The sequence below is a fragment of the Kitasatospora sp. MAA19 genome (assembly GCF_029894125.1).
Classification (GTDB): Bacteria; Actinomycetota; Actinomycetes; order Streptomycetales; family Streptomycetaceae; genus Kitasatospora.
Map to the genome: position 1 here is coordinate 1 of NZ_JARXYZ010000057.1, position 23,101 is coordinate 23,101.

The following is a 23,101-nucleotide window of genomic DNA, read 5'->3' on the forward strand; positions in this document are numbered from 1 at the left end:
CCTGCCACGGTCGAGTACATCACCGCCACGAACGGCCTACGCCTGGCTCCCGTTCACGCCGAAGCAGTGGCTCTCATATGACCCGATGAATTCAGGTACCACTCCAACGCGGCAGACCCGCAGGCGCAGGAACTGGCCCGCAACTACCGCGGGTTCATCCGGCACCACCGCATGGACCAGCACATGCAGCACTCCCTCGCCGACTCCAACGGGCCCATGGTGCTGGAGTTGACCAGCACCTCGGGCAGGATGCTGCACCACCCGCTGGACGCGGCGCTGGCCAGCGGTGCCCCGATGCCTGCCCCCACCCCGTTCCCCCAGGGACCGGGGCATGCCCTGGCCCACGCGGACATGGGCATGTACGTCCTGGTGGCCACCCCGCTGGTCGGCGAGCCGACCATGGACGATCTGGGATACCTGGTCGACCAGGACCCCGGGGCGGTTGGCATGGCGCGCATCCAGGTCCGCGCAGACGAGGCGGCGCGAGAGGCCTACGCCGAGCCTGCGCCGCTGCAGAAGCACGCCCACAGCGACCTGTCGGGCGGACCGGACGAGCTGGACAGGATGCTCGCCGCCGAGAAGGACGACGCGCTGCGGCACGGCCTGCAGTTCATGCTCGGCCGGCCGAAGTCCTGACCCGCAAACGGCGAAGCGCCCCACCGGCCCGTCCGGTGGGGCGCTTCGCCGTTGCTGGCGCCGGGTCAGACCGCGCCGCTTCCGAGTATTATCTGGGGTTACGCCAGCTTTCCGCAGGTAGAACCCCGTGACCGGAGTGCGGGCACATGAGGCACACAGGGTTCAAACGTTTCGGTCGAAACGTTTCCGAGTCACCGGTCAGCCTTGGGGCGAGTGTCGCCGCCAGCGTCTGACAGTGTTCGCCGTGATGCCGATCCGTCTTGCGGCGGCTCGGCTTGACAGGTCGCGGGTCGCTTCGATCGCTGCTGTCATCGACGTGAAGCCTGCTGCCTGGGCTACGGCTTCCAGAGCTTCCTTGCGTGCCTGGTTGGCGGCCGGGAGAGTGCGCAGTGCTCCAGCTCTGCGGGCGGATCGTACGGCGGGCAGGTTGTCGGTGCCGACGCGGGCGGCGGCCGAGCGGCGGGCGAGTTCGTCAAGCGGGGGTGTCGCGGTCCGCATTGGGTCGAGCAGGTCCGGGTCAGCCGCCATGGCCTCGCGGCGGGCTTGCGACAGTGAACTGCGGACGTCCGTGGCCATCAGGGCGGTGCTGGCGGGCAGCGCGTACTCGGCGCGGTACTCGGCGGCCGACATCTCGTGGACGCGGGCGAGGTGCGGGGCGAGCGAGCGGAAGCGCCGTCCGCACACCAGGCAGGTGACCAGGCCGTCCGTGTCGGCGCCGTCCGGACGGCGCGAACGTGCCTCGGAGGCCGGACGGGCGGCGGCGAGCAGGGCGTCCAGCTCCCACAGCAGTGCGCGGTCGCGCCTGCGGCAGGCCACCGGATCGGGCCAGCGGTCTTGCTGTTGCATCACGGCTTTCAGGCTGCCGGGAGCGTAGCCGAGGAGGGGTTCGGCCTCCCGCCGGGTGACCAGACGGGAGGCGGCGGCGAGGTGAGCCACGGTCAGCGGCGCCCGTCGCGGATCTGGTAGAGCCGGGCCCGGCTGAGGTCGGCGGCCTGCTCCAGGTCCTTGACCCTCACCTTCGTGGTCTTCCGGTTGAGCATCGCGGAGCGGATCAGCTCCTGCAGCTCGCGCTCGGCGTTGTCCCGGGCCCGGCGCGCCTCCTCGACGGCCTGGAGGACGTCGGCGGCCGGCCCGGCGGCGGGCGACGGCGAGGACTCGTCGTCGGTGTTGAGCTGGTCGGCCAAGACCTGCCACTGGTCGTCCAGCGGGAGCCCCTGGTCGTCGGTGTCGATCTGGTCAGCGAGCGCGGCCAGGTCGTCCTTCGTCACCGGAGCGAGGTCATCCCCCCTGTCGAGCACAGCCCCCGGGTTCATCGCCTTCCAGAGCTCGCGGACCTGCTCCGCCGTGATCGTGTAGGACATGACCCTCTCCCGCCTACTGACGCCACTCGATGTGTAGCGTGCTTGACACTCAGCATGGGTCGGCATGACCAAAATGTCAAGCTTGCTACACACTTCTTGCTCGGATGCCAGTCTTCCGCATGTGCCTGACGACCCCCAGATATCCGTCCGGCATGCACTCGTCCGGGTTCCAAGCCTCATGTACCTCACGGCTCCTGGGCGCCCCAGATAAGCTCGGCCTTCGCTTGTGGTCCGGGCTCCTACGCCTCGCCCTTAAGCATGCCGAGGAAGCCGGCCCAGCTCTCGCCGGGAAACGTGAGCACCGGCCCGTCCGGATCCTTCGAGTCGCGCACGGCCACCGTGCCGGGCTCCGTGCGGACCTCCACGCACGCGAACTCCTTGTCGTCGCAGTGCGAGCTCTTGAACCACTGAGGCATCGGGGGATCCCTTCCAAGGTGGCACCGGCGGCGACCGCTGCCGTCGAGTATGGAACTCAAATGTAGGTCCGCCCAGTTGGCGGGAAGGGGGATAGGTTGAGTTCATGTCTGGAGCCATCGACCCCGACGCCGCCGATATCGCCTACGACCTGATCAGCGCCATCATCGCGGAGTACAGCACGCTCATCGCGCTTGCCGAGCCCGCCGACGCCGAACGGCTGAGGGCCGAGAGGGCCCGCTACATCGAGGAGCGCCAGGACCTGGGGAAGACCGACCCGGACCGGCTGCGGGCGATCCTTGCGGAGTACCCGACTGTCCTGGCCTCGGTGAGGGCCGGCGGGTGACGCCGCCGCCCCTGCCCGACGCCGAGCAGATCGAGGCGATCTGGGAGAACGACCTACGGCCCACGCTCACCGCACCCTCCCAGGACAACCCCCGGATGGTCATCCTCGGCGGCCCGCAGGGCTCGCGGAAGACCACCCTGCGGACCGCGGTCCCGCAGCAGCTCGGCCTCGCCGACCCGGTCGTGCTGGACGGAGACGACGTGTTCGCGTACCTCCCCGGGTACGCCCGGATGGCGCGGGAGGACGGCATGCTCTCAGCGATGCGCCACTTCTCCCCAGCGGCCGGAGAGCTGACAGAGCACATCCGTCAGCACGCCATCGACCACCGGCAGAACATCGTTCTGGTGGGCCCCTTCACCAACGCCGAGTACACATCCGACGTCGTGCAGAAGTTCCGCGCCGCCGGCTACCACTGCGAACTCGCCTACACCGCCATGCACCCCGCGATGAGCGAGCTGGGGGTGATGCACCGCTACCAGGCGGCGATCGGCCCGAGCGGGATCGGGTACGCGATCCTGCCGCCCCTGGAGATGCAGGAGACGGTCTACGCCAACGTCGGCGCGGTGCTCGCCGCGGCGAAGGGGTGGCCGGGGGTCGACGCGGTTCACGTCGCCGACCCGATCTCCGGCCAGATCGCGGGCACCGTGCGCCGCTTGGAGAGCGGGGGGTGGCCTACGGAGCCGGATATTCAGCGGGTCCTGGAGCAGACGCGCCATCAGCTCTGGAGCGAGTCGACGCGCGAGTTGTTCGACCGGTGGCGGGCCGCCGCGGCGGACGGCGACGGCTACCAGTGGGCCGAACGCCTGGCCTCCGTGGACCGCAAGGCCGCCGCCCAGCTGGCCAGCTACCGGGATGTGCCGGACGCCGACCTGGCCGCGGAGCTCGCCTACGCCGTCGAGCAGGCAGGCGCCGCCCGACTGCAGGCGGCGAAGGCCGAAGTCAAGGTGGACGAGATCACCGCCTCGCTCGCCCCGGGCGGCGCCGTCGAGCAACACGTCGCCGCCCGCGCCGAGCAGGTCGACGCCATCCTGCAGAGCCGCAAGGACGCCGTCCTGGTCGAGCACCTGGTCGCCGACGTCGACCGCACCCGGCAGCAGGCCGACGAGGTGGAGCGGCAGCTGGAAGAGCGGGGATTCCTTGGCCGGCCCGCGGTGCGCGGCGACGAACGGCAGGCCCTGGAACAACAGCTTGGTGACCTGCGCGCCGCGACCCAGGACGCCGAACTCGACCTTGCTGCGGCGCGTGAGCGGCTGGACGCGAGCATGCGGATTGCCGGACCCGCTTCCGAGCACGATGCCGTCCTGGCGGCCTGGCACGAGGCCGGCGGCAGCCCGGAGGAGGTCCTGGCCCGTACGACCGCCGCCCGTGAGCGAGGACTGGGAGCGGCCCGGTCGGACGCCTCGCAAGCGCACCAACGCGCGTCCGACCTGGACACCGCGACGGCGCTGATCCAGCGGGAGACGGCCCGCCGCGAAGCCCAGCCGCCGGCCCAGCGTCTCGCCGAGGATGCCCAGCGCGTGCAGGCGGCCCAGCGCACGGCCCAGCAGCAGAGCCAGCAGTACGGGCCGGGGCCCGGACGCACCCAGAGCCGCGGTGGGCCATCCCGGTAGGGATGGGAGCGAGCAGGAACACCGAGGCGCCCGCCGGTTCGTCCGGCGGGCGCCTCGGTCGCTGTGGCGGTCAGGGTTTTGCGCGGCTCGCGGCCTTGCGCTGCTCTGCGGCGAGCAGTTCGTGGGCCAGCCGCGTGGCTTCGGCCTCGGCAGGGTGGTAGGGGGCTTCGGTGATCCGGTCCGGATTGGTGTCCAGCCAGTCGGACAGGGCCTCGCCGGTAGGTCCGGGCCGGGGCGGCGGCGCCTGGTGCCCGGCCTCGCACGCCGGGGCCGCGAGGGCCGGGGCCAGCAGGTGCAGCTCCTTGATCCAGGCGATCTCGCCGAGCGTGGTCGCCTTGCTGGGGTCGCCCGCATAGGTGCGGACCCAGCCGAGGTAGAGGGCAGTGAGGATCTCCAGGACGGGTTCGTGGCCGTCCCGGTACCAGCAGCGCGGGATCTTGCGGTGCAGGTGGTGGTGGTCGATCAGCCAGTCCACCCACTGCCCCAGTTCGCCGAGCCGCTGCTGGCGGTCCTCCGGCGTCATCGCGGTCCACACCCACCGCCGCGGCGGCGGGGTGGGATTCCCGGTCGCCTGGCCGGGGACGGCGGGCGCGGGGGTGGGGTCAGACATCGGTGGCCTCCTTGGCCCGGTCGAGCGACGGAGAAGGTCCCGGGACCGACGTGGCCGGTGGCCGGGCCAGCCAGGCTTTGATATCGGGGTCGCGCCAGGTCAGGCGCATGTTCACCCGGATCGGCGGCCGGTTGAAGTAGAGCGCGACGGCGGTGTGCTTGGGGATTTCGCGCAGTTGGTGGACCGGTAGCAGGTCGGTTTCCACGACGTTGGTCGAGGTGGACTCCCGGCCGTCGCCGCTGCTGTGGTTGGTGCGCTCCACCAACTCCTTGCCGAACAGGAACGACATGTACCGCAGGGTCTCGTCGTCGGCCAGGCCCGGCAGCAGCAGCCGCAGCGTGGACGCCGAGATGATCGTTTTGGCGCCCTCGCGGCCCATGCGGGCGACGAGCTGGGAGTAGTCGTGCCAGATGCTGAGCACCGCGATGCCCATGCCGCGGCCGGTGGTCAACAGGTTCGGCAGCTTCGGGTAGCGCAGGAAGTTGCCGGCCTCGTCGGCGAACAACCCGAGGGTGCGTTCGGGATGGCGGCCGGCCCGCTCGTAACGGGTCTCGGCCGCGTGGAGGACGGAGGCGATCAGCGAGGTGAAGTACGGCGCGAAGCGCTCGGCCTGTGAGGGTGCCGCGATCAGCACCAGCGTGCCGTTGTCCTCCAGCAGTTCCTCCGCCCGGAAGTCCGTGCGGGCGGCGGCCGCCCGGATGCCCTCGCTGCGGTAGGTGGCCGCCAGGACGTTGAGTGTGAAGGCCACCGACCCCTTGCCGTCGTCGTGCAGCGTCGCCCAGGGCTGGGCGTAGTCCAGCGCCGCCTCGGGGTACCGGGCGTCGAGCACGGCGCGGACGTGGTCGACGGCGGCTTCGCCCTGGGTGAGCCAGCGCCGGAACGCCTTGATCCCGCCTTCGGGGTCGATCCGCGCGGCGAGCAGCAGGCCAGCGACGATGGCGCGGGCCTGGATCAACCATGGCTCGGCGCGCGGGTCGTAGGTCTTCTGGCTTGCGTCGGCCATCCACTCGGCCATCCGCTCCGCCGCCTCCTCGTCGGTGGCGTAGTCCACGGGCGACCAGTGCGCGGTTTTCCAGGGGCCGGAGGGGATGCCGGCCGGGGCGATCACCCACACCGGGCCGACGTGGCTGCGGGCCGCGTAGATCTCCTGCAGGTCCGCGGCCTTGGTCGTGGTGACGATCGCCGGGCCCTGCCACTCGGCGGCGTTCGGGGCGAGGAGCCCGCTGGTCTTCGCCGAGCCGGGAGGGCCGAAGGCGATGGCGGAGGCGCTGCGTTCGATGACGCCGACGATCTTCCGGGTCTGCTGGCCGCGCCCGGCGGTGATCCGGTCCGGCCTCGCCTTCGGGTCGTCGGGCAGGGCCATCTCCTTCTCGACCTTCGTGCCGCCCCACGTCGCGCCGCCTGCCAGGGAGCGGCGCCGCCGCTTGCCCAGGCGACGGACGGCGACCCCGGCGAGGACGGCCAGGAGCACGACCAGCAGGCCGAACACCGTGTAGAACAGCCAGGTGGGGGGCGCCGGCTGGTAGACCGACGCCGGGCCCTGCGCGACGGACAGCAGCAGCGTGACCGGCAGGGGCTCGGTCATCCGGGGCGGGGCGCCCTCGGACAGCAGCCCGGCCAGGGCCCCGGCGGCCAGCGAGGCCGCGCCCAGCGAGATGACCGCCCCGGCCGCGATCCCGGCCAGGAACGTTCCGTCGTCCACGCGGTTGTCCGAGGCCATCAGATCACCATCTTCTCGTCGGTCTCGAACAGCTGCTTCTCGGTGCGGGAGAGCAGCAGTTGCACGGCGTGCGACCCGCCGCCGCGGCCGACCTTCCACAGGGCCCGGCCGCGCTGGCCGGCGCCCCAGCTTCCGATCAGGTCGCACTCGGCGTCGGTGAGGCCGATCGCCTCGCGGGTGAGGTTCAGCGGCTTGGTGTCCTGCGCGAGCTGGATGCGCGTCTCACACGAGGCGATCAGGTCCTTGGCGATGGCCACCGCCTCGGAGCCGGCCGCGCCGACCGCCTCGAAGTCACTCAGCCGGTGGGTGGCGAGGACCTGGATCGTTCCGGTCGCGCGGCTCAGCCGCAGGTCCGCGTCGATCTTGCGGACCATGGAGGAGCCGCCGGACTGCATCTGACGCCACAGCTCGTCACGGACGACGATCCACGGGCGGCCCGGCCGGTCGATCGCCGACTGCGCCCAGGAGGAGACGCAGGTGAGCACCATCGCCACGACTTCGTCGCCGTACTGCTGCAGGGCGGAGATGTCGACGCTCTGGATCGGGGCGTCCCAGTCCAGCGACACCGAGGTCTTCTCGTCGAACAGGCCGCCCAGGTGCCCGCTGATCATCGATCCGAGGGCGGAGCGGATGCTGGCCATCTGCTCGCGGGCGGTCTGCACGTCGTCGCCGCGCACGCGCAGTTCTCGCGCCATCGCCTGCGTGGGGTCCTTGAGGACCTGGTACACGGACGGCAGGGTCGGGGTGTCGAGGCGGGTGTGCCCGGCCCCGCCCAGCGCCCCGGTGACCTCCCGGACGGCGACGTCCAGGCACTCCTCCTCCTGCGGCTGCAGCGTCCGCTTGAGCTGCAGCTCAAGCAGGGCCTTGCACAGCGTCAGGCGGCGGCGGTGGATCTCGGTCAGCCGGGCCTGCAGCTCGGCGCCGTCCTTGATCAGGTTCAGGTCCGCGCCGAGCGGGCCGCCGTCCAGCGGGTTGAGCCGGCCCTGCAGGCCCGGGCCGAGCCGCACCGGCTCGACCCCCAGGTGCCGGCACAGCGCCAGATACTCGCCCTTGACGTCGCCTGCGATCAGCGCCCTGTGGCCGAACGCCATCAGCCGGAACGCCAGCGCCTTGATGTGCGCGGACTTCCCCGAGCCGGGGATGCCGGTGATGATCACGTTCGGGTTGGTCGCCAGCCCCTCCTTCACCCACACACTCGGGTGCGCGGAGAACGCTTGCATCGTCAAGGTGTTGAACCCGATGTAGGCGCCGACGGGCGGCAAGCTCGCGGCGTGCAGGAACGGATAGATCCCGCTGGCCCGGCCGGTGTCGGCACGGAACACCTCGGCCTTGGCGTGCGAGGCGGCCCGGCCAGCGTAGGGCTGGTGCCACCCCTTCTTCGGGGCAATCCGCATCGCCGCCGCCGGGTCCTCCAGCAGGCGGGCCCGCCGAAGCTCCCGCGCGGTCGGCTGGCGCTGCGCGGGCAGCTTCTCGGCCGGGTCGAAGAGGTCGGCGACCCTGGTCGCTTCGAGGGCGGTGTCGCCGCGATCACGGCGGAAGGGGAACGCCATCAGATCGCCATCCTTCGCGGCGGCAGGCCCATGCCGAGCGGCAGCGCGGCCGCGGCGAACGCGTCGTCCTGCGCGCCCCAGCAGCGCCTCAGCTCCAGGCCGGCGTCGCTAGCGTCGGCCTGCAGCTCGGCGCACGCTGTCTCCAGCTCCTCCAGGTCGGTGACGGTCACCGCGATCAGCGCGACCATGCGCACCACACCCTGCCCGGCGGCACGGGCGATGTCCTGCGAGTGCGCGACCTGCGCCTCGCGCCGCTCGTCCTCCGACTCCGTCCGGCCGGTCTTCGCCCGCAACGCCCGCGCCGCCTGGCGCTTCGTCTTCTCCTTGCTCAGCTCCTTGCGCGCCCGGGCCGGGCCGACCGGCTCGTACACCAGCGACATCGAGCGGCGAGCGTTCGTCCTCGGCCTCAACAGCGGCTGCAGGAACGTCGCGTACACCTGGGACTGCGGGAAGTTCCGCACCTGGTACGTGACCGTCCACGCCCCGTCGTGCCGGTACAGGCCCCAGGTGTACTCGGCGGCGGCCGGCCCGGCCAGCGCCGGGTCGACGCCGGGCAGCACGCCCTTGTACGAGGCATCGCCGGCGGCCGCGCCACGGGCTGCCAGCATCTGCTGGGCCTCGGGGTCGTACGCGGTGCGGATCGTGGCGGCCACCCGGCGCGGGTCGAGCAGCTCCACCACCTGCAGACCCGCGGAGGACAGCGAGCCGTGCATGGCGAGGAACTCCCTCACCAGCACGGCGGCCGCGCCGACCTGCCCGCCGCCGGCCCCGCGCACGGCCAGGCGCGCGCGCGTCGCCGACAGCGTCACCGACAGGTACGTCTCGCGGATCGTGGCCGCCGGACCGGCGGAGACCATCAGCTCCTCCAGCGCCTGCACGGCGGCCGCCGGAGCGTCCGGGGTGGCGTGCCGTACGGTCCACGACCGCAGCGCCTCGCCGTCGTCCGGGAGGGAGCGCTGGTGTACCTGGATGCGGACGATCGCCCCGTCTTCCTTGCACTGGCCGCGCAGGAAAGCGGCCCACTGGCGCACGCGGGCGTTCTGCCGCTCGGTGTCGACCAGCGCGAGGCCCGGGAACGTGACCTTCGCGATCAGGGTGTACGTGTTGTCGATCGGGTTGTGGACGACGCCGAGCGTGCCGCCCTGGCCGTCGGGCGCGTTGAGGATGCGCAGGCGCGCCAGCACGCCGGGCAGGTCCATCGGCTGGTCCCCTTCATCGTCGGAGGGTGCGAACACCCCGCTGTAGAAAACGTTTCTCCGGGTGGCGACGGCCAGTTGGTGGCGGACGGCCAGCAGCACCCACTCCTCCGCGGCCAGGCCCATCACCCGGCCGTAGGCGAGCAGCAGCAGGACGCCGGCCAGCGGCAACGCCACCACGGCGGCGCTCCAGCTGTGCGCGTAGACCGGCACCAGGGCGACGACCGAGGCCGCGGCCAACAACGCGAAGCCGGTACCGGACAACTCCCCGATGAACCCGCTTTTCTCGCGCTGCCACCCGCTGTAGGTGTCCGGCTCACTGTGGGTCAGGGACATGGGTCAGCTCCCCTCGGACGTCGGCGGCTGCGGGTCGGGCCGCTGCCCTCGCGCGCCGTACTGCAGGGCGTTGTGATCGGGCATCCACGTGGGCGTGCCGTACGCCGGCGTGTCGGAGCCGGAGGCGCTCGCGGGCGCGGGGGGTGCCTGTGCGGGAATGCCGGGGGCACTGGCCTCCGGCACGGCCGTCCCGGCCGGGGGAGCGCCGGCCTCGGCGACCGGACCGCCCGGCGCCGCCTCGACCGGGACCTCCGCCTCGGGCGAGCCCGCGACTGGGCTCTGCGGCTCGGCAGCCCCGTTGGTGCCCTCGCCTTCCTGCCCGCCGGCGGCCTGCCCGGCACCCCCACCGGTGCGGGGCGGCACCACGGTGGAGTGCCCGCTGCCGGGAGCGCCGAGGCCCGCGTTCGCGGCCGCGTTGGCGCCCGCGCCTTCCAGCGTGCCGGCGCCAGCGGCGGCGAGCTGGGCACCGAGCCCGACGGCCGCGCCCAGCTTCGATTTGAAGCTCTTGTTCGGGTCGCCCTTCCAGAACCTGGCGCCCCCGGCCTGTTCGGGCAGGGAGGAGCCGCCGGACGCGCCGTCGGACGCGGCCGGGCTGGTCTCCTGCTCCAGGGCCTTGGTGTAGCCGGACCCGCCGCCGACGGCCCCGGCCCCGGCCACGGCGAGGCCGCCGCCGGCGAACCCGCCGAACATCGCGCCGACGCTGGAGCCGACCGTGGAGACCATGCCCGCGGCAACCGAGTTGCCGCCGCCAGCCTCCACCATCGTCAAGAAGCGCGCGAGCACCGGCCAGGCGAACGCTGCGAGGAAGAAGACGATCAGGCCGACGATGACGTTCTTGACACCCTGGGAATCGCCCATGGAATTGAAGCCGATCGCGAAGCACACCACGATCGCGAGCTTCGACAGCGCGATGGCAGTGAACGCCCGCCGTGCCTTGGGCCACCACTCCTGGGTCTCGTCGCTGAGCTGGCCGGCCAGGGCGATCGGCATTGATGCCATCAGGACCATGATCCCGGCCTGCCGGACGAGCATCTCGATCCACAGCGCGCCGATCACCAGGATCGACAGGATCCCGAGCACGATGACCACCCCGACGGCCTGGCTCAGCACGCCTCCCCCGGTGATCAGCGCCCCACCGGCGGCCCCGGCGCCGCCGGTCCCTACCAACCCGGAGAAGAGGGTGCCAAGCTGCGTCTTCATCGCGGCCGCCGCATCCGCCTTCCCGTCTCCCCCGCCCTTGAACGAGAGGTTGATGATCCAGGCCGACACCACGTCGATCCAGCTCAGGATCACCTGCGCGGCGCCCGCATAGACGCCCAGCACCAGGGCGTACTTGCCCAAGCCCTTGAGGACGGTCGCCAGGGGGGCGCCCTGCTGGCTCACGGCGACTTTCCCGAACTGGATGAGGGCCAAGAACGTGGCGATCAGCACCGACAGCGCGGTCATGATGCCGGTGACGGTGCCGATACCGACCTTGCTCAGGTCGATGGTGCTCGCGCTGTCGAAGGAGTCGGCGAACTGCTGCAGCAGCCACACCACGCCCTCGCCGATGGCGCCGGCAGCCTCCTTCAACGCGTCGGAGGCCAACTTGCTGATCTTGCCCTCGACCCAGGCCACCGGCCCGCCGTCCGGCACCATCAACTGGGCGTTCAACGTCTTGCAGTCGTTGAAGAGCTGGCCCCCGTCGATGCACTTCTTGAGGGCGGCGTCCATCTTCTGGTAGCCGTACGCGCCGTGGTCTGTGACCTTCTCCCACTCCGCGAGCGCCGCGAGTTCCCGCTGCTTGCGCGCCTCGGTGATCTTCGGATCGTCACAGCCGACCTGATGTTCCTCGCAGGAGTCGTGGGTCTCGGGCTGTTTGTAAAAAGTGCAGTTGCTGGCCTCGGGCATCATGCACCAGTGGCCGTTCGTGTCTTTGCCCCAGTTGACCTCGGACCGGTCGTTCCACTGCTTGAGCCACTCCGGATCCGGTGGGGCCGGGGGGCCGTTGGGGGCGTGCGCTCGTGATTCGCCGCTCGGGTCGTCGGCCACCGCGCTCGGGGCGGCCGCCACCCCGAACGACATCAGCGCGACGAGCAGGGCTGTGAGCAGGCGGAGGAGTCCGCGGTTAGTCACGGATCACCACCCCCCATCCGTCCTTCGCGGACACCGGCGAATCGGGGTTGTAGGGCATCGGATTGCCCTTCTTGGCCACCCACTTGGGATCCGTGGTGATCTTCCAGTCGCCGTCTTCCCACTGCAGAATCATGTTGGCCAGCTGGTCCTTGAGCGGGTTGTCGTCCGGGCCGCCCTTGGGCAGCGTGGCGGTGCGGCTGTAGTGCATCCACACGGTGATCACGGAGCCGTCGTCGTTGAGCGCCCAGGCCTGCGCGGCGTCCACGGTGGTGGTGATCGTCAGCCCGGCAGGGGTGCCGCCGGACGGCGGCAGGCCCACCTGCTCGCGGAGCTTGCGTACCTCGCTGACGGCCTTGTCGATGGAGTCCTCGCTGCCCTTGGCCGTGATGACGGTGAGCTGACGCCGGACCATGTCGTCGTCCAGCATCGACAGCTCGTCCAGGTGGTAGACCGCGGCGGACATCGGCCCGTAGCCGTAGCGCGGGAACCCGATCGAGGCGCCGTCCTTCTGTCCGGTCGGCTTGATCAGGTGCACCGGCTTGGCCGTGTTCGGTGTGAGCGTCCTAGTGGCCGACGGGCTCGGCGACGACACCGGCCCCGGGCTCACCGTCGCCGCAACGGTCGGGGCCGGGGTGGGCTTCGGGTTGTCGCCGTCGGAAAGGCCGTTGACGAGCGCGACGCTGCCGGCGGCGACGGCGGCAGCGGTCACCACCCCGATGGCGATCAGGCGAAGGCGGGCCCTGCGGGCGGCCCGGTCGTGTCGGTCCGCCATCATCAGGACGCCATCGAGTACGCGGCGAACACGAGCCCGCTGGTGCAGGCGATGCCGATGCCCGCGATCAGGCTCATGATGATGGCCTTCTTGCCGCGTGCCGCCATGCCGCCGCGCTCGCTGTTCTCTCCGATCGCGATCGCCCCCCAGCCCAGCAGCCCGCCGAGGACGGCGAGCGCCAGGCCGCCGCCGGCGACCCAGCCGAGGATCGTGCCGGTCGGCCCGGAGACCTGTGCGGGCAACTCCGGCTTGAACGACGGGATCGGGTTCGGGACCCCTGTCGGGTTGTCCGCGAGGATGTGGACGTGCGGGTCGCTCAGCAGGGCGTCGGCGACGTGCAGGAACTGGCTCACGGCAGGAGCACCTTCTCTTCGGGGTGTACGCGGGACGGGATTGGGACGACTGGGGCGGGCTGCGCGGCCACCGGCAGTGGGTCGCCCCAGCTTTCGCGGGCGGAGGCGACGACGGCCTGGACGAGCAGCTCGGCGGCCTGCACGGAGCGGGAACCGAGGCGGGCGGCGTCGCGCAGGCCGCGCGCCCGCAGGTCCGGGTCGTAGGGCACGCGGACGACGGCCGCCACCCGCGGGGCGAGCATCGTCTCGCCGGCCCGGACCGGGGCGGGTGCGCGGCCGTCGCCGGTCGCCACGAGGGCGACGACCATCCGCTGCAGCGGGAGGCCTTCCGCGGCCGCCGCCGACATGGCGGTCTGCAGCGCCGCCATCCCGGAACCGGTCGCGGCCGCGCACACGACCGGGACGCTCACCGGCAGCGCGCACCACGCGGCGGTCAGGCCCGGGCCCCCGCCCGTACGGGCGGCGACGAGGTCGTGCGCCATCGGGTGGCAGGTGTCGGCGACCACCGCGGGCCAGCCGCCGACGGCGGCCAACTGGTACCAGGCGGCGGGTGATTCGACAGCGGGCAGCGGCGGCGCGCTCCACTCCCGGTGGTCCGTCAGAACCTGCCAGGAGGAGCCGCCCGGGCCGGGGAGCCGGGCCGCCGCTGCCCGCGCCTGTGAGCGGCTGAGCGGCCGGTCGGGCGGGACCGACGCCAGCCCGGCGCCGGGTTCCTGCGTCCAGCCCGGCCACGGAGAGGCCAGGCGCGGCGCCAGGTCGAAGACCACGGTGGGCGCCGTCCTGGCCAGGACGGCGCCCAGCAGGCCCGCCACCGTGGACCGTCCGCTGCCGCCCGCGGCGGCCAGGACGGGCACAACAAGCCGGTTGTGGAGAGGTAGCTCCACAGCCGGGACTATAGATCTGCGCGCCACTGTTCCCCCGACGTTCTCGTGTCCGGCATGGTCAGGCTCCCGAGCCGCCACCCGGGTTGTCATGAGTACACGTACTCATGACAACCCGGGTGGCGGCCTCGTTGGATGGGCCGCGTCGGCCCTGGTCACCCCCCGGTCACCGTGCGTGTCGGCCGCAGTCTAGTCTCGGCACCTGACAGATGTCTCAGGGCTTTTGTTCCTGACCACCCGTCATATCTATGACAGCCTGTGAGGTCACGGGGAGGGCTTAGCCGGTTCAACGCCGGAATGGGCCAGTTGGCACGCGCCTTATGGGCGGCCGTGTCTCCACCTGCGGCGATGTGTGCCGTAGGCGTGTCCCATCCGAATGCCAAAATGGCCCACCCGGCGCGGGTGGCCGGGGTGTTGGTGGGTTCTGACCGAGGGGGGGTCTGAGTGAGGATCAATCCGGGCGTGGTGGCCGCCGTCGGGGCGGTCGCCGTGAGTCCGCTCGCGCTGGGGGCCGGGCTGGTGATGTTCATCGCGGTGGCCGCGCAGGACCGGGACGGCACTGTTGGCGGCGGAGTGGCGCCGGTGGCGTCGTCCGGCACCCTGCGCGTGGGGCCCGGAGGGGTGCCCGAGCAGTACGCGCAGTTCGTCAAGGACGCGGCCGCCGCCTGCGATCAGGGGCTGAGCGCTGGCGTGCTGGCCGCGCAGATCGACGCCGAGTCCGCCTTCGACCCGCGCGCGAACAGCGGCCAGGCGCAGGGCATCGCCCAGTTCACGCCGGAGACCTGGTCGACGTGGGGCAACGGCGGCAGCGTCTGGGAGCCCCGCGACGCCATTGCGGCCCAAGGCCGCTTCATGTGCAGCCTGCTCAAGACCGCCAAGCAGCACCCGGACTACAGCGGCGCTCCGGTCGAGCTCGCCCTGGCCGGCTACAACGCGGGCTGGGGCCGCGTCGACCAGTACCGGGGCGTGCCGCCCCGGTCGTTCGCGAACGGGCAGACCTACGACTACGTCAAGAAGATCATGGAGGGCGTCCGGAAATTCACCCAGGCCGACGACACCGTGGCCGCCGAGCTCCCCCCGGACTACCAGCTACCCGACGGCACCCCCCAGCAGATCAGGACCGCCGTCGCGTGGGCCCTCGCCCAGCGCGGAGGCTGGTACCAGTGGGGCGGGAACTGCACCGACCCGTTCGGCGCGAACCCGCAGGGTCACTGCGACTGCTCCAGCCTGATGCAGCAGGCCTACGGTCATGCCGGGGTGACCATCCCGCGGGTCACGTTCGATCAGGTCAAGATCGGCACCCGGGTGTCGCCCGACGACGTCAAGCCGGGCGACCTGGTGTTCAACGCCGGGTCCGACGGCAGCGACGACTCGCCGGGCCACGTCGGCATGTACGTGGGCAACGGCTGGATCGTGGAGGCGCCGAGGACGGGCGTCCAGACCCGGACAGTCGCGTACAGCGGCTGGCGCAACAGCACATCGGCGATCACCCGGATCACCCACGTCGTGCGCGTGGTGCAGTGGTGAGCGGCAGGGAGGCAGCAGTGCTGCAGGACGACCAACTGGCTCACCCGTGGGGCACCGTGACGCCCGACTTCTGGGCCGACCCGGCCACCGAGCCGGGCCCCGGGACGGCCGAGGACGCTGACTGGGATGAGGATCTCCTCTACGAGGAGCCAGCTGCCGTCGCGGCTGCCCGGGCCGACGCACCGCAACGCCGCGTCCCCGCCGCATCCAGCGCCCCGGCTCCCGCTGGCGAAGCCACACTTGAGGCGCGTTTCCAGACCCTCACAGCCGCGCTCACCACTCAGCGCACCGACGTGGAACTGCTGCTCGCCGCAAGCGAAGCCGCCCAGCTCGACCAGGAGGCCACCGACACCCTCGGCCCCTCCGCACCAAGCCTCGCCAGCATCCGCGAACTGCGCGGCCTGATCGCCCGCCTGCAGGGCGACCGCGCCGCCGCCGCCCGCTGGCACCTGCACGTCGTCGGCCTGCACGCCGCGCTCGGCGGCACCGCCGACCTCCGAACGAAGGCCAGCGCCCGGCACGCGATCACCGACTGGCGCCAGATCGCCGACCCCGAGCAGCGCGCCGCTGTCGGGCGCGAGATCCTGCCCATGCTCAAGGCCGTGGCCGGCCCGCACGCCAAGCCCACCCGCGAAGTGCAGAATTACCTCGGCTAGCGCCACAGCAGCCGCCGGCGAAGGGACATAGAAGTGCCTCGGGCACGAGGTGAGGGACCACCGCAGCGCCGCGAGCGTCGGCCTGCTCGCCGAGTGGCCGGAGTCGACCCCAGGGCCGAGGCTGCGCGCCTCTACGACCTGCACGCGGCCGAGCGCGACGCAGACGACGAGGCCCTGGCGTGGTGGCCCGGGGACACCGAGCTCTGGGGAGTCTTGCGTTGGGCGGAGTCGCATGCACGCGCGCTCAACGGCGACGGCGCCCGCCAGGAGGCTGCCCTGCTCAGGACACGCCTCATCCAGTGGCTGAGAGAGCAGACGGACGCCCTGCAGCTGCGGGCCGTGGGCGACGCCAGAGAAGCCGGGGTGTCGTGGGAGCGCCTGGCGCCCGCGCTCGGCGTCGAGAGCGTGAACGGCGCGTACAACAAGGCACGCCGACTGAAGGTGGCGGTGGAAGGGGACCCCGAGGACCGGCGCAGCCCGGACGTAGCCAGGCTGATCGAGGAGCGCGCGGCGGCCGAGGCACTCGCCCGGCGCCGGACCGAGGCTCTCGAAGGTGCCCGGTTCCCTGCCATCGCGGCAGCCTGCCGCGCCCTCCTGCATAACCGCCGCGACCTCGCCACCGACAAGGAGGACCCCTTCTGGATGGACCAGCTCGCCGCCGTGGTCGATGACCGCCACAGCCCGGCCGAGCGCGCCATGCTCACCATGTACCTGCGCAACGCCGTCCGGGAGACCTACCAGGCGGCCAAGGCCTCCGCGAGCCCGGCCGCCAGCACACCGGAGGCGCTTGCCGCACTGGAGGCGGCCGCCCACCTGGCCGCCGCGCCGACCGAAGGCCTATCGGAGGACCACCAACCGCCGGTATAACTGCGGTATGACCGAGAAGTCGAAGACCGCGAAGACCGCCATCTCCCTCCCCCAGGAACTGCTCGACGAACTCAGGCAACGCGAGCAAGCCCACGACATCCCCAGCGTGTCCGGGCACATCCAGAGCCTGCTCCAGCGCGAGCGCGAGGCCGCCGACGTCGAGGCCACCCTGCAGCGCCTCTTCGGACAGCAGCAGCCCGCGGCCGAGCACCAGGCCTGGGCCGAGAAGGCCCTCGGCATCACCTCCACCCAGGAGAACGCCGCGTGATCGGCGGACGGATCCTCGACACCACGGCGCTCACTGCGGCCGCCCAGGGCAGCCTCTACATGCAGGCCCTTCTCGCCACGGCCCACCAACGGGTGATCCCGCTCCTGGTCCCCGCCAGCGCCCTCGCCGACGCCGCCGCCTCGCTGAAGCCGGACGCCCGGCACGCCCTCACCGCGATCACCCAGTTCCCGCTCCTGCGCCTCCAGCCGCTGGACGAGGCCGACGCACTCGGCTCCGGCATCCTGCGCGCCACGGTCGACCCGGGCTCCGACACGACGGCCGGCCACGTCGCCTACCTTGCGGCCGCCCGCCAGTGGCCCGTGATCAGCGCAGACCCCGACCGGTTGCGAGCCCTGTATCCCGACATCGAAATCGAAGTCCTGCCCTGATAGCCACGCGTCCAGCCCAGACGGCCTTTGCTGTCGGGGCCGTGCTTAGCCGCTGAAGCACCCGGGTGCCACGGGGGCGCGCCGGATTCGCGCCGTTCCGGCAGAGCTGCTGCAACGATCTCGGACGCGCCGTTATGGTCGCCGCATGCTGATCGCGAATGTTTCGCCCCGAACTGGTGGGAAGACGACAAATACGGGCATGCTGCTGCATGCTCTCCACGAACGCGGACGGGCCGTCAAGGGCTTCGACGCCGACCACTCCCTGCACCTGCGCCAGTGGGACGCCGAGGCCGGCGGATTCCCCTTCGAGGTCGTCGAAGCCGTCTCCGCGAAGTTCCACAAGGAGCACGCCGTTCCTGACGGCGTCGTAGGAGTGGTGGACTGCGGCCACTCCGAGAACCATCCCGACATCACCGACAGCGTCCTGCGCGTCGCCGACCTCGCGATCGTCAACCTGTCCCCGACCGGGGCGGACTACCAACGAGTCACTGACCCCCAGGCCGGTGTTCCGCTCCGTGACATGATCATTCGCAGCAGCGCCTTCCGCCCGGACAACAAGCCGCCCAAGGCCGTCGTGCTCTTCAACCGGGTTCCCCACCAGAAGTCGCGCTCGCTGGCCGCTTTCCGTGCCAAATTCGAGCAAGACGAATGGATCGTGCTCGACACCTTCATCGAGAGGCTGGACGACTTCGCCAACGCCACCCTCGGCCCGGTCCACTACGCCGCCGAGACCAAGTTCGGGGACCTCGTGACCGAACTCGAGCAGCGGGGGCTGCTGTGACCCCATCCCGAGGACGCTCCTCCGCAGCGAACCTGGCCGCCCTGAACCAGCGCACACCCAAGAAGCGCGACACCCAGCTGGCCCAGCCCGGCCAACAGCCCACTGCGGACGTCGCCGAGGTCCCCGACCCGCGACGCGAACGGCCACAACCACTGACCCCCGACGTGATTCCCGACCCGCCCGACCACGAACTGGACCTCTCGGGCGACCTGTCCAACGAGGAGATGGCGGAGAAGCAGACCTGCGAGCGTGCCTTCGCCCATGCCGACCGGGCGGCGTGGATGAAGGGCAAGGCCATGCAGGTGTACCGCAACAAGAAGTACCACCAGCGGTACTACGGCCTGACCTGGGCCGAATACTGCGAAGAGCACCTGGGCCTGTCTGAATCGGACGCCAACCGCCAGATCCAGCAGTGGCCCCTCGCGGCAGCGATCGAGTCCGGCTGGACCAGCTCGAAGATCCCACCCGCTTCGCACGTGCAGACCCTGCTTCCCGCCTCGCAGGCCTACGGCCTCGAAAAGACCGTCGAGTTCTACACGCAGCTCCGGGCCTACGCGCAGGAACGCAGCATCCGCGTGACGGCCGAGGTGATCAGGAACATCGTCACCAAGGTCGTCAACGCGGCAGACGGCCCCCTGCCCGTGGCGGTCTTCCATGCCCAGGCCAAGGCGATCGAACCACCGCGCAGGGAAGCGTCGGCACCTCGCAAGCACTCCGCGAGGCCGGCTTCCCCGGAGTCGCCGGGCAGCCCACCTGACGCCACGGAAGCAGACCACCGCAGGGCGGACCAGGACATCGTCGACGCCGAGATCGTCGAGGACCAGGCCCTCGCCGTACTTGCCCAGCTTACGGACGTGCGCGACGGACTGGAGACCAAGCTCGCTGGAGCCCCGGCCGATGTCCTCACCGCGATCGCCAACACGGCCGATGCCATCGCCGACGCGGCAGACGACGCCCGTAAGGCCGAAGCCGTCTAGCCGAGCCACCCAAATTTGGGTGAGCGCCCCGATGAAAACGCGGCAGACGAGACGGAGGAGGATGCTGCGGTACCGAAGCGGCACGGGCACCGGTAGATCACCCGGACCCGGCGCCTCATAGGGTTGAGGATCCCCAGGGCTTCGGGACCGAGGAACGGAGAGCACCACCATGAACCACAGCAGCCGAAGCGGGCCAGGGCGGGCGCGTAGAAAATGGACCGCGACGTGACAGCGTCCGCCTACGCCCTGCCGGCCGCTATCGCCGTCGCCGCCGTCAGCGCCCTCGCCGTCACCGCGGTTATCGCCCGCTCACGGCGTCTCAAGTCCCAGGAAGCCTTGTCCGCCGCGCGCCGGGCTGAGCTCAGCAAGGAACGCCGCGACGCTTGGCGCCGCGGCCTCAGCGTCCTCGCCCTGGGCGTCGGTTGCCTGATGCTGTTCACCATCGCCGCCGTCGCCGGGTGGCTCTCCTTCGGTGCCCAGCGCCAGTACGCCCACAGCCACAACGGCGGGCACTGGGACGCGGCCACCGGCTTCGCCCTCCTCCTCGACGCCGGGGCCCTCGGCTTGTCGCTCTTTCGCTTCTTCGAGTCCCTCACCCTGAGATCCTCCGCGGTCACCAGGCTGTTTCTGCTCGCCTTCATCGGCGGCTCAGCCGAGATGAACTTTTTGCACGCGCCGGCCCCCGACTTCGGCAGCCGGTTCGTCGCGATCGTCCCGCCACTGGTCTACGCCGTCTTGTTGGAGATGCTCCTCCACAAGATCGAACAAGTCGTCATGGGCAAGCGGCCGAAGCGCAGATCGAGGGGCGACGCGCGCGGCTACAGCCTGCTGCTCTGGGTTCCGTTCATCGGCTACCCCCGGAAGATGTGGCGGGCCTGGCGAGCCGACCTCCTCACCACCATCGAGAACGTCCGGGCACCCGGCTCCACCAAGCCGCTGCCGCTCCGGCCGCCCTCCTCCGAAGCACCCGAACCTCCCCAGCCCACACCCACCGGAGAGCTCGCGGCCGCCCCAGCTCCCGCAATGGCTCAGGAAGCTCCTGCGCCCGTCACTTCCGCAGCTCCCGTGGTGCTCCGGGAAGCTCCCCCGGTCGTCTGGGATGCCCCCGCGCCCGCCGCCGTTCCGGCGCCTGCGGCAGCCCGGGAAGAAGTCCGCTCACCGGCGCCCAGGGCAAGCGCGCCGTCCGATACCGTCCCGATACCCGCCCGAGTCGCGACGGCAGATCAGGAAGCCGCCCCTGCTCCGGTGGCCCCCCTGCCTCCCGCAGCATCAGCGCCCGTCGTCGTCCCGGTGCCGGCCAAGCCGGTGACGAAGGCCTCCCAGCTGTTCATCGAACTCTCGCAGATGATCAAGCAGGGGGACCTGAGGGTGCTCTCCGACCAGTCCCAGGTCCGCAACGCCGCGGCGTACGCAGCCAACTTGAAGCTCGGCCAGGCGGCCTGCCTCGGCAACAACGGCCTGTTCGACAAGGACGGCGCGGTGCGCTCGGCTCTCAAGCAGCTCCTGCCCGACCTCCAGCGGGTTCACCAGGAACACCTGGCCGCCCAGGCCGCCGCCGCGTCGGCTGCCCTGCCGCCGCAATCCCGTGCCGACGTCGGCGGCGACGCCGAGCCGCGCCGCGACGTCGGGCAGCCGGACCATGGAGGCCAGAGCCAGGACCGTGAGGGCGTCCTGGTCTGAGCAGCCGACACGCCGGCACGCGGAAGGGGTGGCAGCCAGGTGGCTGCCACCCCTTCGCGGTGGACGGTGTCGAGAGCCGACCCGCGCGACGTCCCTACCGCCGGGCGGGCCGCAGCGGGACGATGAACCCGCGCAGCGCAACGGCCAGCCCCATCGTGACACCGAAGGCCGCGGGTGCGGCGAGGGCCAGGAGCACCGTACGCGCGGTGCCGGCGAGCTGGGTCTCCGCGACGGCGAGAAGAGCGCCGAGCAGGCCGAGGCCGACGGACAGGAGCAGGGCGACCCGGCCGCCGACAGGCAGCCACCCCGGGCCCGGGACGTGCAGGACGGCATCGGCGTGGGCGAGATGGCCCTGCAGGTCGCCGGTGACGGCGCCGCACTGGCAGACCCGGCGTTCCACGTCTTTGCCCACGATCGCCGACGCCACGTAGTCGATCTCGCGGGCCGGAGCGTGCCGCCCGTCGTCCATCGCGCGCCGCTCCTTCCGCCCCTCACCCATGGCGCCGTTCCTCCCGGACATAGCGGACCGCTCCCTCCGGCCCTCTCCAGCACGAGTCACTGGCGGGCACCGGCCCGCGCTGGCTGCCGTACCGGACATCGTGGTCGCGCAGCCGGGAGGCGGAGCGGACCGCCTCGGCGTACGCGTCCGGGTCGTCCTCGCTGAGCTCGGGCCGATCGAGGTGCTCCAGGTCGACGACGGCCCGGCGCAGCAGGTAGTCGCGCTTCTGCTCCGGCGTCGTGGTGCCAGCCGCGTCGCTCGACCGGAGCGCGGCAGCCAGCACGGTGAGCTCGTGCATCTCCCGCATCAGGTCCCAGGTGTTGTCGTCGTGTTCGGTCACCGGCCTTCCCCCTCTCCGTCCGGGGCGTACAGCCCCACCAGCATCGCGTCCAGCATCTCGTAAACGTCGGTGTACTCGACCGGGGAGGACGGCGTGGCCGCCACCTCCTGGATCTCACCGGACGAGAACCGCCAGCCGTAGGGACGGACCTCGAAGGGCTGCGGTTGACCGTCGTAGGTGAACGTCACGGCGAAGGAGTACGCGCGTCCCGCGTGCTCGGTGCGGCCTTCGATGTAGAAAGCGGGGTCGTCGTAGTCGGGGCCGCCGAGCCTTTGGACGCTCACGTCGACGCCGGGGAGGCCCGAGGTCTCCTGCGTGAAGGCGCCGGCCTCGCCGATCGCCCAGCGGCGCTCGCCGCCGTCCGGCAGGCGCTCCACCAGCTCGCTCTCCGGCTTGGCCTGCTCCTCCCGCTCCCAGTGGCCCGGGTACTGGAAGAGGTGGCGCGACCAGGGGCTCCACAGCGGGCGCACCGCGTTGCCGGGTTCGGCGCCGACGACGTCGCGGGCGCAGCGCTTGCACGCCACGTCCTCGTTTTCCTCGAGCAGGACGAGCGAGGGGAAGCTTTCGCCGCACACGTCGCACAGGTAGCCGTGGACGTCCCGGGTCCAGGCCGGCAGCGGGCGGCTGCCGAGGACCAGGTCGTCCCACTTGGTGAGCCGGGGCATGTCGGCCGCCCGCTGCCGCTGCGTCGCGTACTCGGCGAAGACGGCGGCGGACCGGTCCCGGCCGTGCAGCGCGATCAGGGCACCCGCACGGGCGTACTGGAGGTCCTTGCCCTGCTTGGTCATGTCGGGTCGGCCGTTGAACTCGACCAGGAGGCCCAGGCCCCGGTCGTCGGCGAAGACGCGGGCCAGTTCCTGCCTCAGGCGGGCGCGGGCGGTGAGCGGGGAGGCGGTGCGCGGCATCGGGGGCTCCTTCTTCTGCTCGGCGTCGGTGGGCTCGATCCCCTGGGAGCGCAGGTCGGCGTAGACCACGTCGCGGCTGACATCCGCGACGCGGGCCAGCTCGGCGACGTTGCGGGCGCCGGCACGCCAGGCCGCGGCCATCAGGACCGCACGCTCGGCGGTGAGGAGGTCCCGGCGTACCGGCCAGCCGCCCAGGTCGAGAAGGGCGCGCTGGCGCCCGGAGGGTTCGTTCTCTGACACGCCATCACCATAGTGTCGAGTGGCTCGACATGTCGAGCCACTCGACACTATTGGGGTGCGCGAGGGTTGCGG

General features: G+C 71.6%; 25 protein-coding genes. 11 read left to right on the plus strand and 14 right to left on the minus strand.

Annotated features, from left to right (window positions below; all coding sequences use genetic code 11):
* The first annotated feature begins 183 nt into the window (after positions 1-183).
* Entirely contained in the window at positions 184-636 is a 453-nt protein-coding gene (locus P3T27_RS39445) for a hypothetical protein (RefSeq protein ID WP_280686180.1), read from the plus strand.
* A gap of 198 nt (positions 637-834) precedes the next feature.
* On the opposite strand, the gene P3T27_RS39450 is transcribed toward P3T27_RS39445, so the two are convergent.
* From P3T27_RS39450 to P3T27_RS39460, 3 genes are all read right to left on the minus strand, one after another.
* Entirely contained in the window at positions 835-1,482 is a 648-nt protein-coding gene (locus tag P3T27_RS39450; protein WP_280686222.1) for a MucR family transcriptional regulator, read from the minus strand.
* A 92-nt stretch (positions 1,483-1,574) separates the two neighbouring features.
* Positions 1,575-1,997, minus strand: a complete 423-nt coding sequence (locus P3T27_RS39455; RefSeq protein ID WP_280686181.1) for a hypothetical protein — start codon at positions 1,995-1,997, stop codon at positions 1,575-1,577.
* A 239-nt stretch (positions 1,998-2,236) separates the two neighbouring features.
* Positions 2,237-2,413, minus strand: coding sequence for a DUF397 domain-containing protein (locus P3T27_RS39460; protein WP_280686182.1), 177 nt, complete (start codon positions 2,411-2,413; stop codon positions 2,237-2,239).
* A 104-nt stretch (positions 2,414-2,517) separates the two neighbouring features.
* Here P3T27_RS39460 and P3T27_RS39465 point away from each other — a divergent pair, with 104 nt between their 5' ends.
* Together P3T27_RS39465 and P3T27_RS39470 are read left to right on the plus strand one after the other, a co-directional pair.
* The gene (locus tag P3T27_RS39465) at positions 2,518-2,757 is read left to right on the plus strand and encodes a hypothetical protein (protein ID WP_280686183.1); all 240 of its coding nucleotides are present in this window, start codon (positions 2,518-2,520) and stop codon (positions 2,755-2,757) included.
* Positions 2,754-4,367 (plus strand): zeta toxin family protein, encoded by a 1,614-nt coding sequence (locus P3T27_RS39470; protein ID WP_280686184.1) that lies wholly within the window; start codon positions 2,754-2,756, stop codon positions 4,365-4,367. The genes P3T27_RS39465 and P3T27_RS39470 overlap by 4 nt, the downstream gene beginning before the upstream one ends.
* A 70-nt stretch (positions 4,368-4,437) precedes the next feature.
* On the opposite strand, the gene P3T27_RS39475 is transcribed toward P3T27_RS39470, so the two are convergent.
* From P3T27_RS39475 to P3T27_RS39510, 8 genes are all read right to left on the minus strand, one after another.
* Complete coding sequence (locus tag P3T27_RS39475) at positions 4,438-4,977, minus strand: hypothetical protein (RefSeq protein WP_280686185.1); 540 nt, start codon at positions 4,975-4,977, stop codon at positions 4,438-4,440.
* Positions 4,970-6,697: a type IV secretory system conjugative DNA transfer family protein gene (locus P3T27_RS39480; RefSeq protein ID WP_280686186.1), complete on the minus strand. Its 1,728-nt coding sequence runs from the start codon at positions 6,695-6,697 to the stop codon at positions 4,970-4,972. Before P3T27_RS39480 ends, P3T27_RS39475 begins: the two co-directional genes overlap by 8 nt.
* Positions 6,697-8,247 (minus strand): type VI secretion protein, encoded by a 1,551-nt coding sequence (locus tag P3T27_RS39485; protein ID WP_280686187.1) that lies wholly within the window; start codon positions 8,245-8,247, stop codon positions 6,697-6,699. Before P3T27_RS39485 ends, P3T27_RS39480 begins: the two co-directional genes overlap by 1 nt.
* A complete protein-coding gene (locus tag P3T27_RS39490) occupies positions 8,247-9,779 on the minus strand; it encodes an SCO6880 family protein (protein WP_280686189.1) in 1,533 nt (510 codons plus the stop codon). Before P3T27_RS39490 ends, P3T27_RS39485 begins: the two co-directional genes overlap by 1 nt.
* 3 nt (positions 9,780-9,782) lie before the next feature.
* A complete protein-coding gene (locus P3T27_RS39495; RefSeq protein WP_280686190.1) occupies positions 9,783-11,810 on the minus strand; it encodes a hypothetical protein in 2,028 nt (675 codons plus the stop codon).
* Between the two features lie 76 nt (positions 11,811-11,886).
* Positions 11,887-12,669, minus strand: coding sequence for a hypothetical protein (locus tag P3T27_RS39500; protein WP_280686191.1), 783 nt, complete (start codon positions 12,667-12,669; stop codon positions 11,887-11,889).
* Positions 12,669-13,019: a hypothetical protein gene (locus P3T27_RS39505; RefSeq protein ID WP_280686192.1), complete on the minus strand. Its 351-nt coding sequence runs from the start codon at positions 13,017-13,019 to the stop codon at positions 12,669-12,671. The genes P3T27_RS39500 and P3T27_RS39505 overlap by 1 nt, the downstream gene beginning before the upstream one ends.
* Positions 13,016-13,903, minus strand: a complete 888-nt coding sequence (locus tag P3T27_RS39510) for a hypothetical protein (RefSeq protein WP_280686193.1) — start codon at positions 13,901-13,903, stop codon at positions 13,016-13,018. Before P3T27_RS39510 ends, P3T27_RS39505 begins: the two co-directional genes overlap by 4 nt.
* Before the next feature lie 441 nt (positions 13,904-14,344).
* Here P3T27_RS39510 and P3T27_RS39515 point away from each other — a divergent pair, with 441 nt between their 5' ends.
* The 8 genes from P3T27_RS39515 to P3T27_RS39550 all read left to right on the plus strand — a co-directional run bounded on the left by P3T27_RS39515 (position 14,345) and on the right by P3T27_RS39550 (position 21,045).
* Positions 14,345-15,427 carry an NlpC/P60 family protein gene (locus P3T27_RS39515; RefSeq protein WP_280686194.1) on the plus strand — a complete coding sequence of 361 codons (1,083 nt, stop codon included), beginning with the start codon at positions 14,345-14,347 and terminating at the stop codon, positions 15,425-15,427.
* Positions 15,428-15,444: 17 nt separating this feature from the next.
* Positions 15,445-16,083 carry a hypothetical protein gene (locus P3T27_RS39520; protein ID WP_280686195.1) on the plus strand — a complete coding sequence of 213 codons (639 nt, stop codon included), beginning with the start codon at positions 15,445-15,447 and terminating at the stop codon, positions 16,081-16,083.
* 93 nt (positions 16,084-16,176) lie between these two features.
* Positions 16,177-16,950 (plus strand): hypothetical protein, encoded by a 774-nt coding sequence (locus tag P3T27_RS39525; RefSeq protein WP_280686196.1) that lies wholly within the window; start codon positions 16,177-16,179, stop codon positions 16,948-16,950.
* A 7-nt stretch (positions 16,951-16,957) separates the two neighbouring features.
* Entirely contained in the window at positions 16,958-17,218 is a 261-nt protein-coding gene (locus P3T27_RS39530; protein ID WP_280686197.1) for a hypothetical protein, read from the plus strand.
* The gene (locus tag P3T27_RS39535; protein WP_280686199.1) at positions 17,215-17,607 is read left to right on the plus strand and encodes a hypothetical protein; all 393 of its coding nucleotides are present in this window, start codon (positions 17,215-17,217) and stop codon (positions 17,605-17,607) included. Before P3T27_RS39530 ends, P3T27_RS39535 begins: the two co-directional genes overlap by 4 nt.
* A gap of 199 nt (positions 17,608-17,806) precedes the next feature.
* The gene (locus P3T27_RS39540) at positions 17,807-18,388 is read left to right on the plus strand and encodes a plasmid partition protein (RefSeq protein WP_280686200.1); all 582 of its coding nucleotides are present in this window, start codon (positions 17,807-17,809) and stop codon (positions 18,386-18,388) included.
* 164 nt (positions 18,389-18,552) lie between these two features.
* Positions 18,553-19,365, plus strand: coding sequence for a hypothetical protein (locus P3T27_RS39545; protein WP_280686201.1), 813 nt, complete (start codon positions 18,553-18,555; stop codon positions 19,363-19,365).
* A gap of 225 nt (positions 19,366-19,590) precedes the next feature.
* Positions 19,591-21,045, plus strand: a complete 1,455-nt coding sequence (locus P3T27_RS39550; RefSeq protein ID WP_280686202.1) for a hypothetical protein — start codon at positions 19,591-19,593, stop codon at positions 21,043-21,045.
* A gap of 94 nt (positions 21,046-21,139) precedes the next feature.
* On the opposite strand, the gene P3T27_RS39555 is transcribed toward P3T27_RS39550, so the two are convergent.
* From P3T27_RS39555 to P3T27_RS39565, 3 genes are read right to left on the minus strand one after another with little or no spacing between them, the layout of a single operon-like run.
* Positions 21,140-21,544: a hypothetical protein gene (locus P3T27_RS39555; protein ID WP_280686203.1), complete on the minus strand. Its 405-nt coding sequence runs from the start codon at positions 21,542-21,544 to the stop codon at positions 21,140-21,142.
* Complete coding sequence (locus tag P3T27_RS39560; RefSeq protein WP_280686212.1) at positions 21,537-21,884, minus strand: hypothetical protein; 348 nt, start codon at positions 21,882-21,884, stop codon at positions 21,537-21,539. Before P3T27_RS39560 ends, P3T27_RS39555 begins: the two co-directional genes overlap by 8 nt.
* Positions 21,881-23,029, minus strand: a complete 1,149-nt coding sequence (locus tag P3T27_RS39565) for a hypothetical protein (RefSeq protein WP_280686214.1) — start codon at positions 23,027-23,029, stop codon at positions 21,881-21,883. The genes P3T27_RS39560 and P3T27_RS39565 overlap by 4 nt, the downstream gene beginning before the upstream one ends.
* Positions 23,030-23,101 lie beyond the last annotated feature (72 nt).

Bases quoted from the DNA above. Each gene is read 5' to 3' on its own strand.
- P3T27_RS39460 (WP_280686182.1), bottom strand. From the start codon at position 2,413: ATGCCTCAGTGGTTCAAGAGCTCGCACTGCGACGACAAGGAGTTCGCG.
- P3T27_RS39450 (WP_280686222.1), bottom strand. From the start codon at position 1,482: ATGCAACAGCAAGACCGCTGGCCCGATCCGGTGGCCTGCCGCAGGCGC.
- P3T27_RS39485 (WP_280686187.1), bottom strand. From the start codon at position 8,247: ATGGCGTTCCCCTTCCGCCGTGATCGCGGCGACACCGCCCTCGAAGCG.
- P3T27_RS39455 (WP_280686181.1), bottom strand. From the start codon at position 1,997: ATGTCCTACACGATCACGGCGGAGCAGGTCCGCGAGCTCTGGAAGGCG.
- P3T27_RS39445 (WP_280686180.1), top strand. From the start codon at position 184: ATGCAGCACTCCCTCGCCGACTCCAACGGGCCCATGGTGCTGGAGTTG.
- P3T27_RS39475 (WP_280686185.1), bottom strand. From the start codon at position 4,977: ATGTCTGACCCCACCCCCGCGCCCGCCGTCCCCGGCCAGGCGACCGGG.
- P3T27_RS39500 (WP_280686191.1), bottom strand. From the start codon at position 12,669: ATGATGGCGGACCGACACGACCGGGCCGCCCGCAGGGCCCGCCTTCGC.
- P3T27_RS39555 (WP_280686203.1), bottom strand. From the start codon at position 21,544: ATGGGTGAGGGGCGGAAGGAGCGGCGCGCGATGGACGACGGGCGGCAC.
- P3T27_RS39465 (WP_280686183.1), top strand. From the start codon at position 2,518: ATGTCTGGAGCCATCGACCCCGACGCCGCCGATATCGCCTACGACCTG.
- P3T27_RS39490 (WP_280686189.1), bottom strand. From the start codon at position 9,779: ATGTCCCTGACCCACAGTGAGCCGGACACCTACAGCGGGTGGCAGCGC.
- P3T27_RS39540 (WP_280686200.1), top strand. From the start codon at position 17,807: ATGCTGCTGCATGCTCTCCACGAACGCGGACGGGCCGTCAAGGGCTTC.
- P3T27_RS39530 (WP_280686197.1), top strand. From the start codon at position 16,958: ATGACCGAGAAGTCGAAGACCGCGAAGACCGCCATCTCCCTCCCCCAG.
- P3T27_RS39480 (WP_280686186.1), bottom strand. From the start codon at position 6,697: ATGGCCTCGGACAACCGCGTGGACGACGGAACGTTCCTGGCCGGGATC.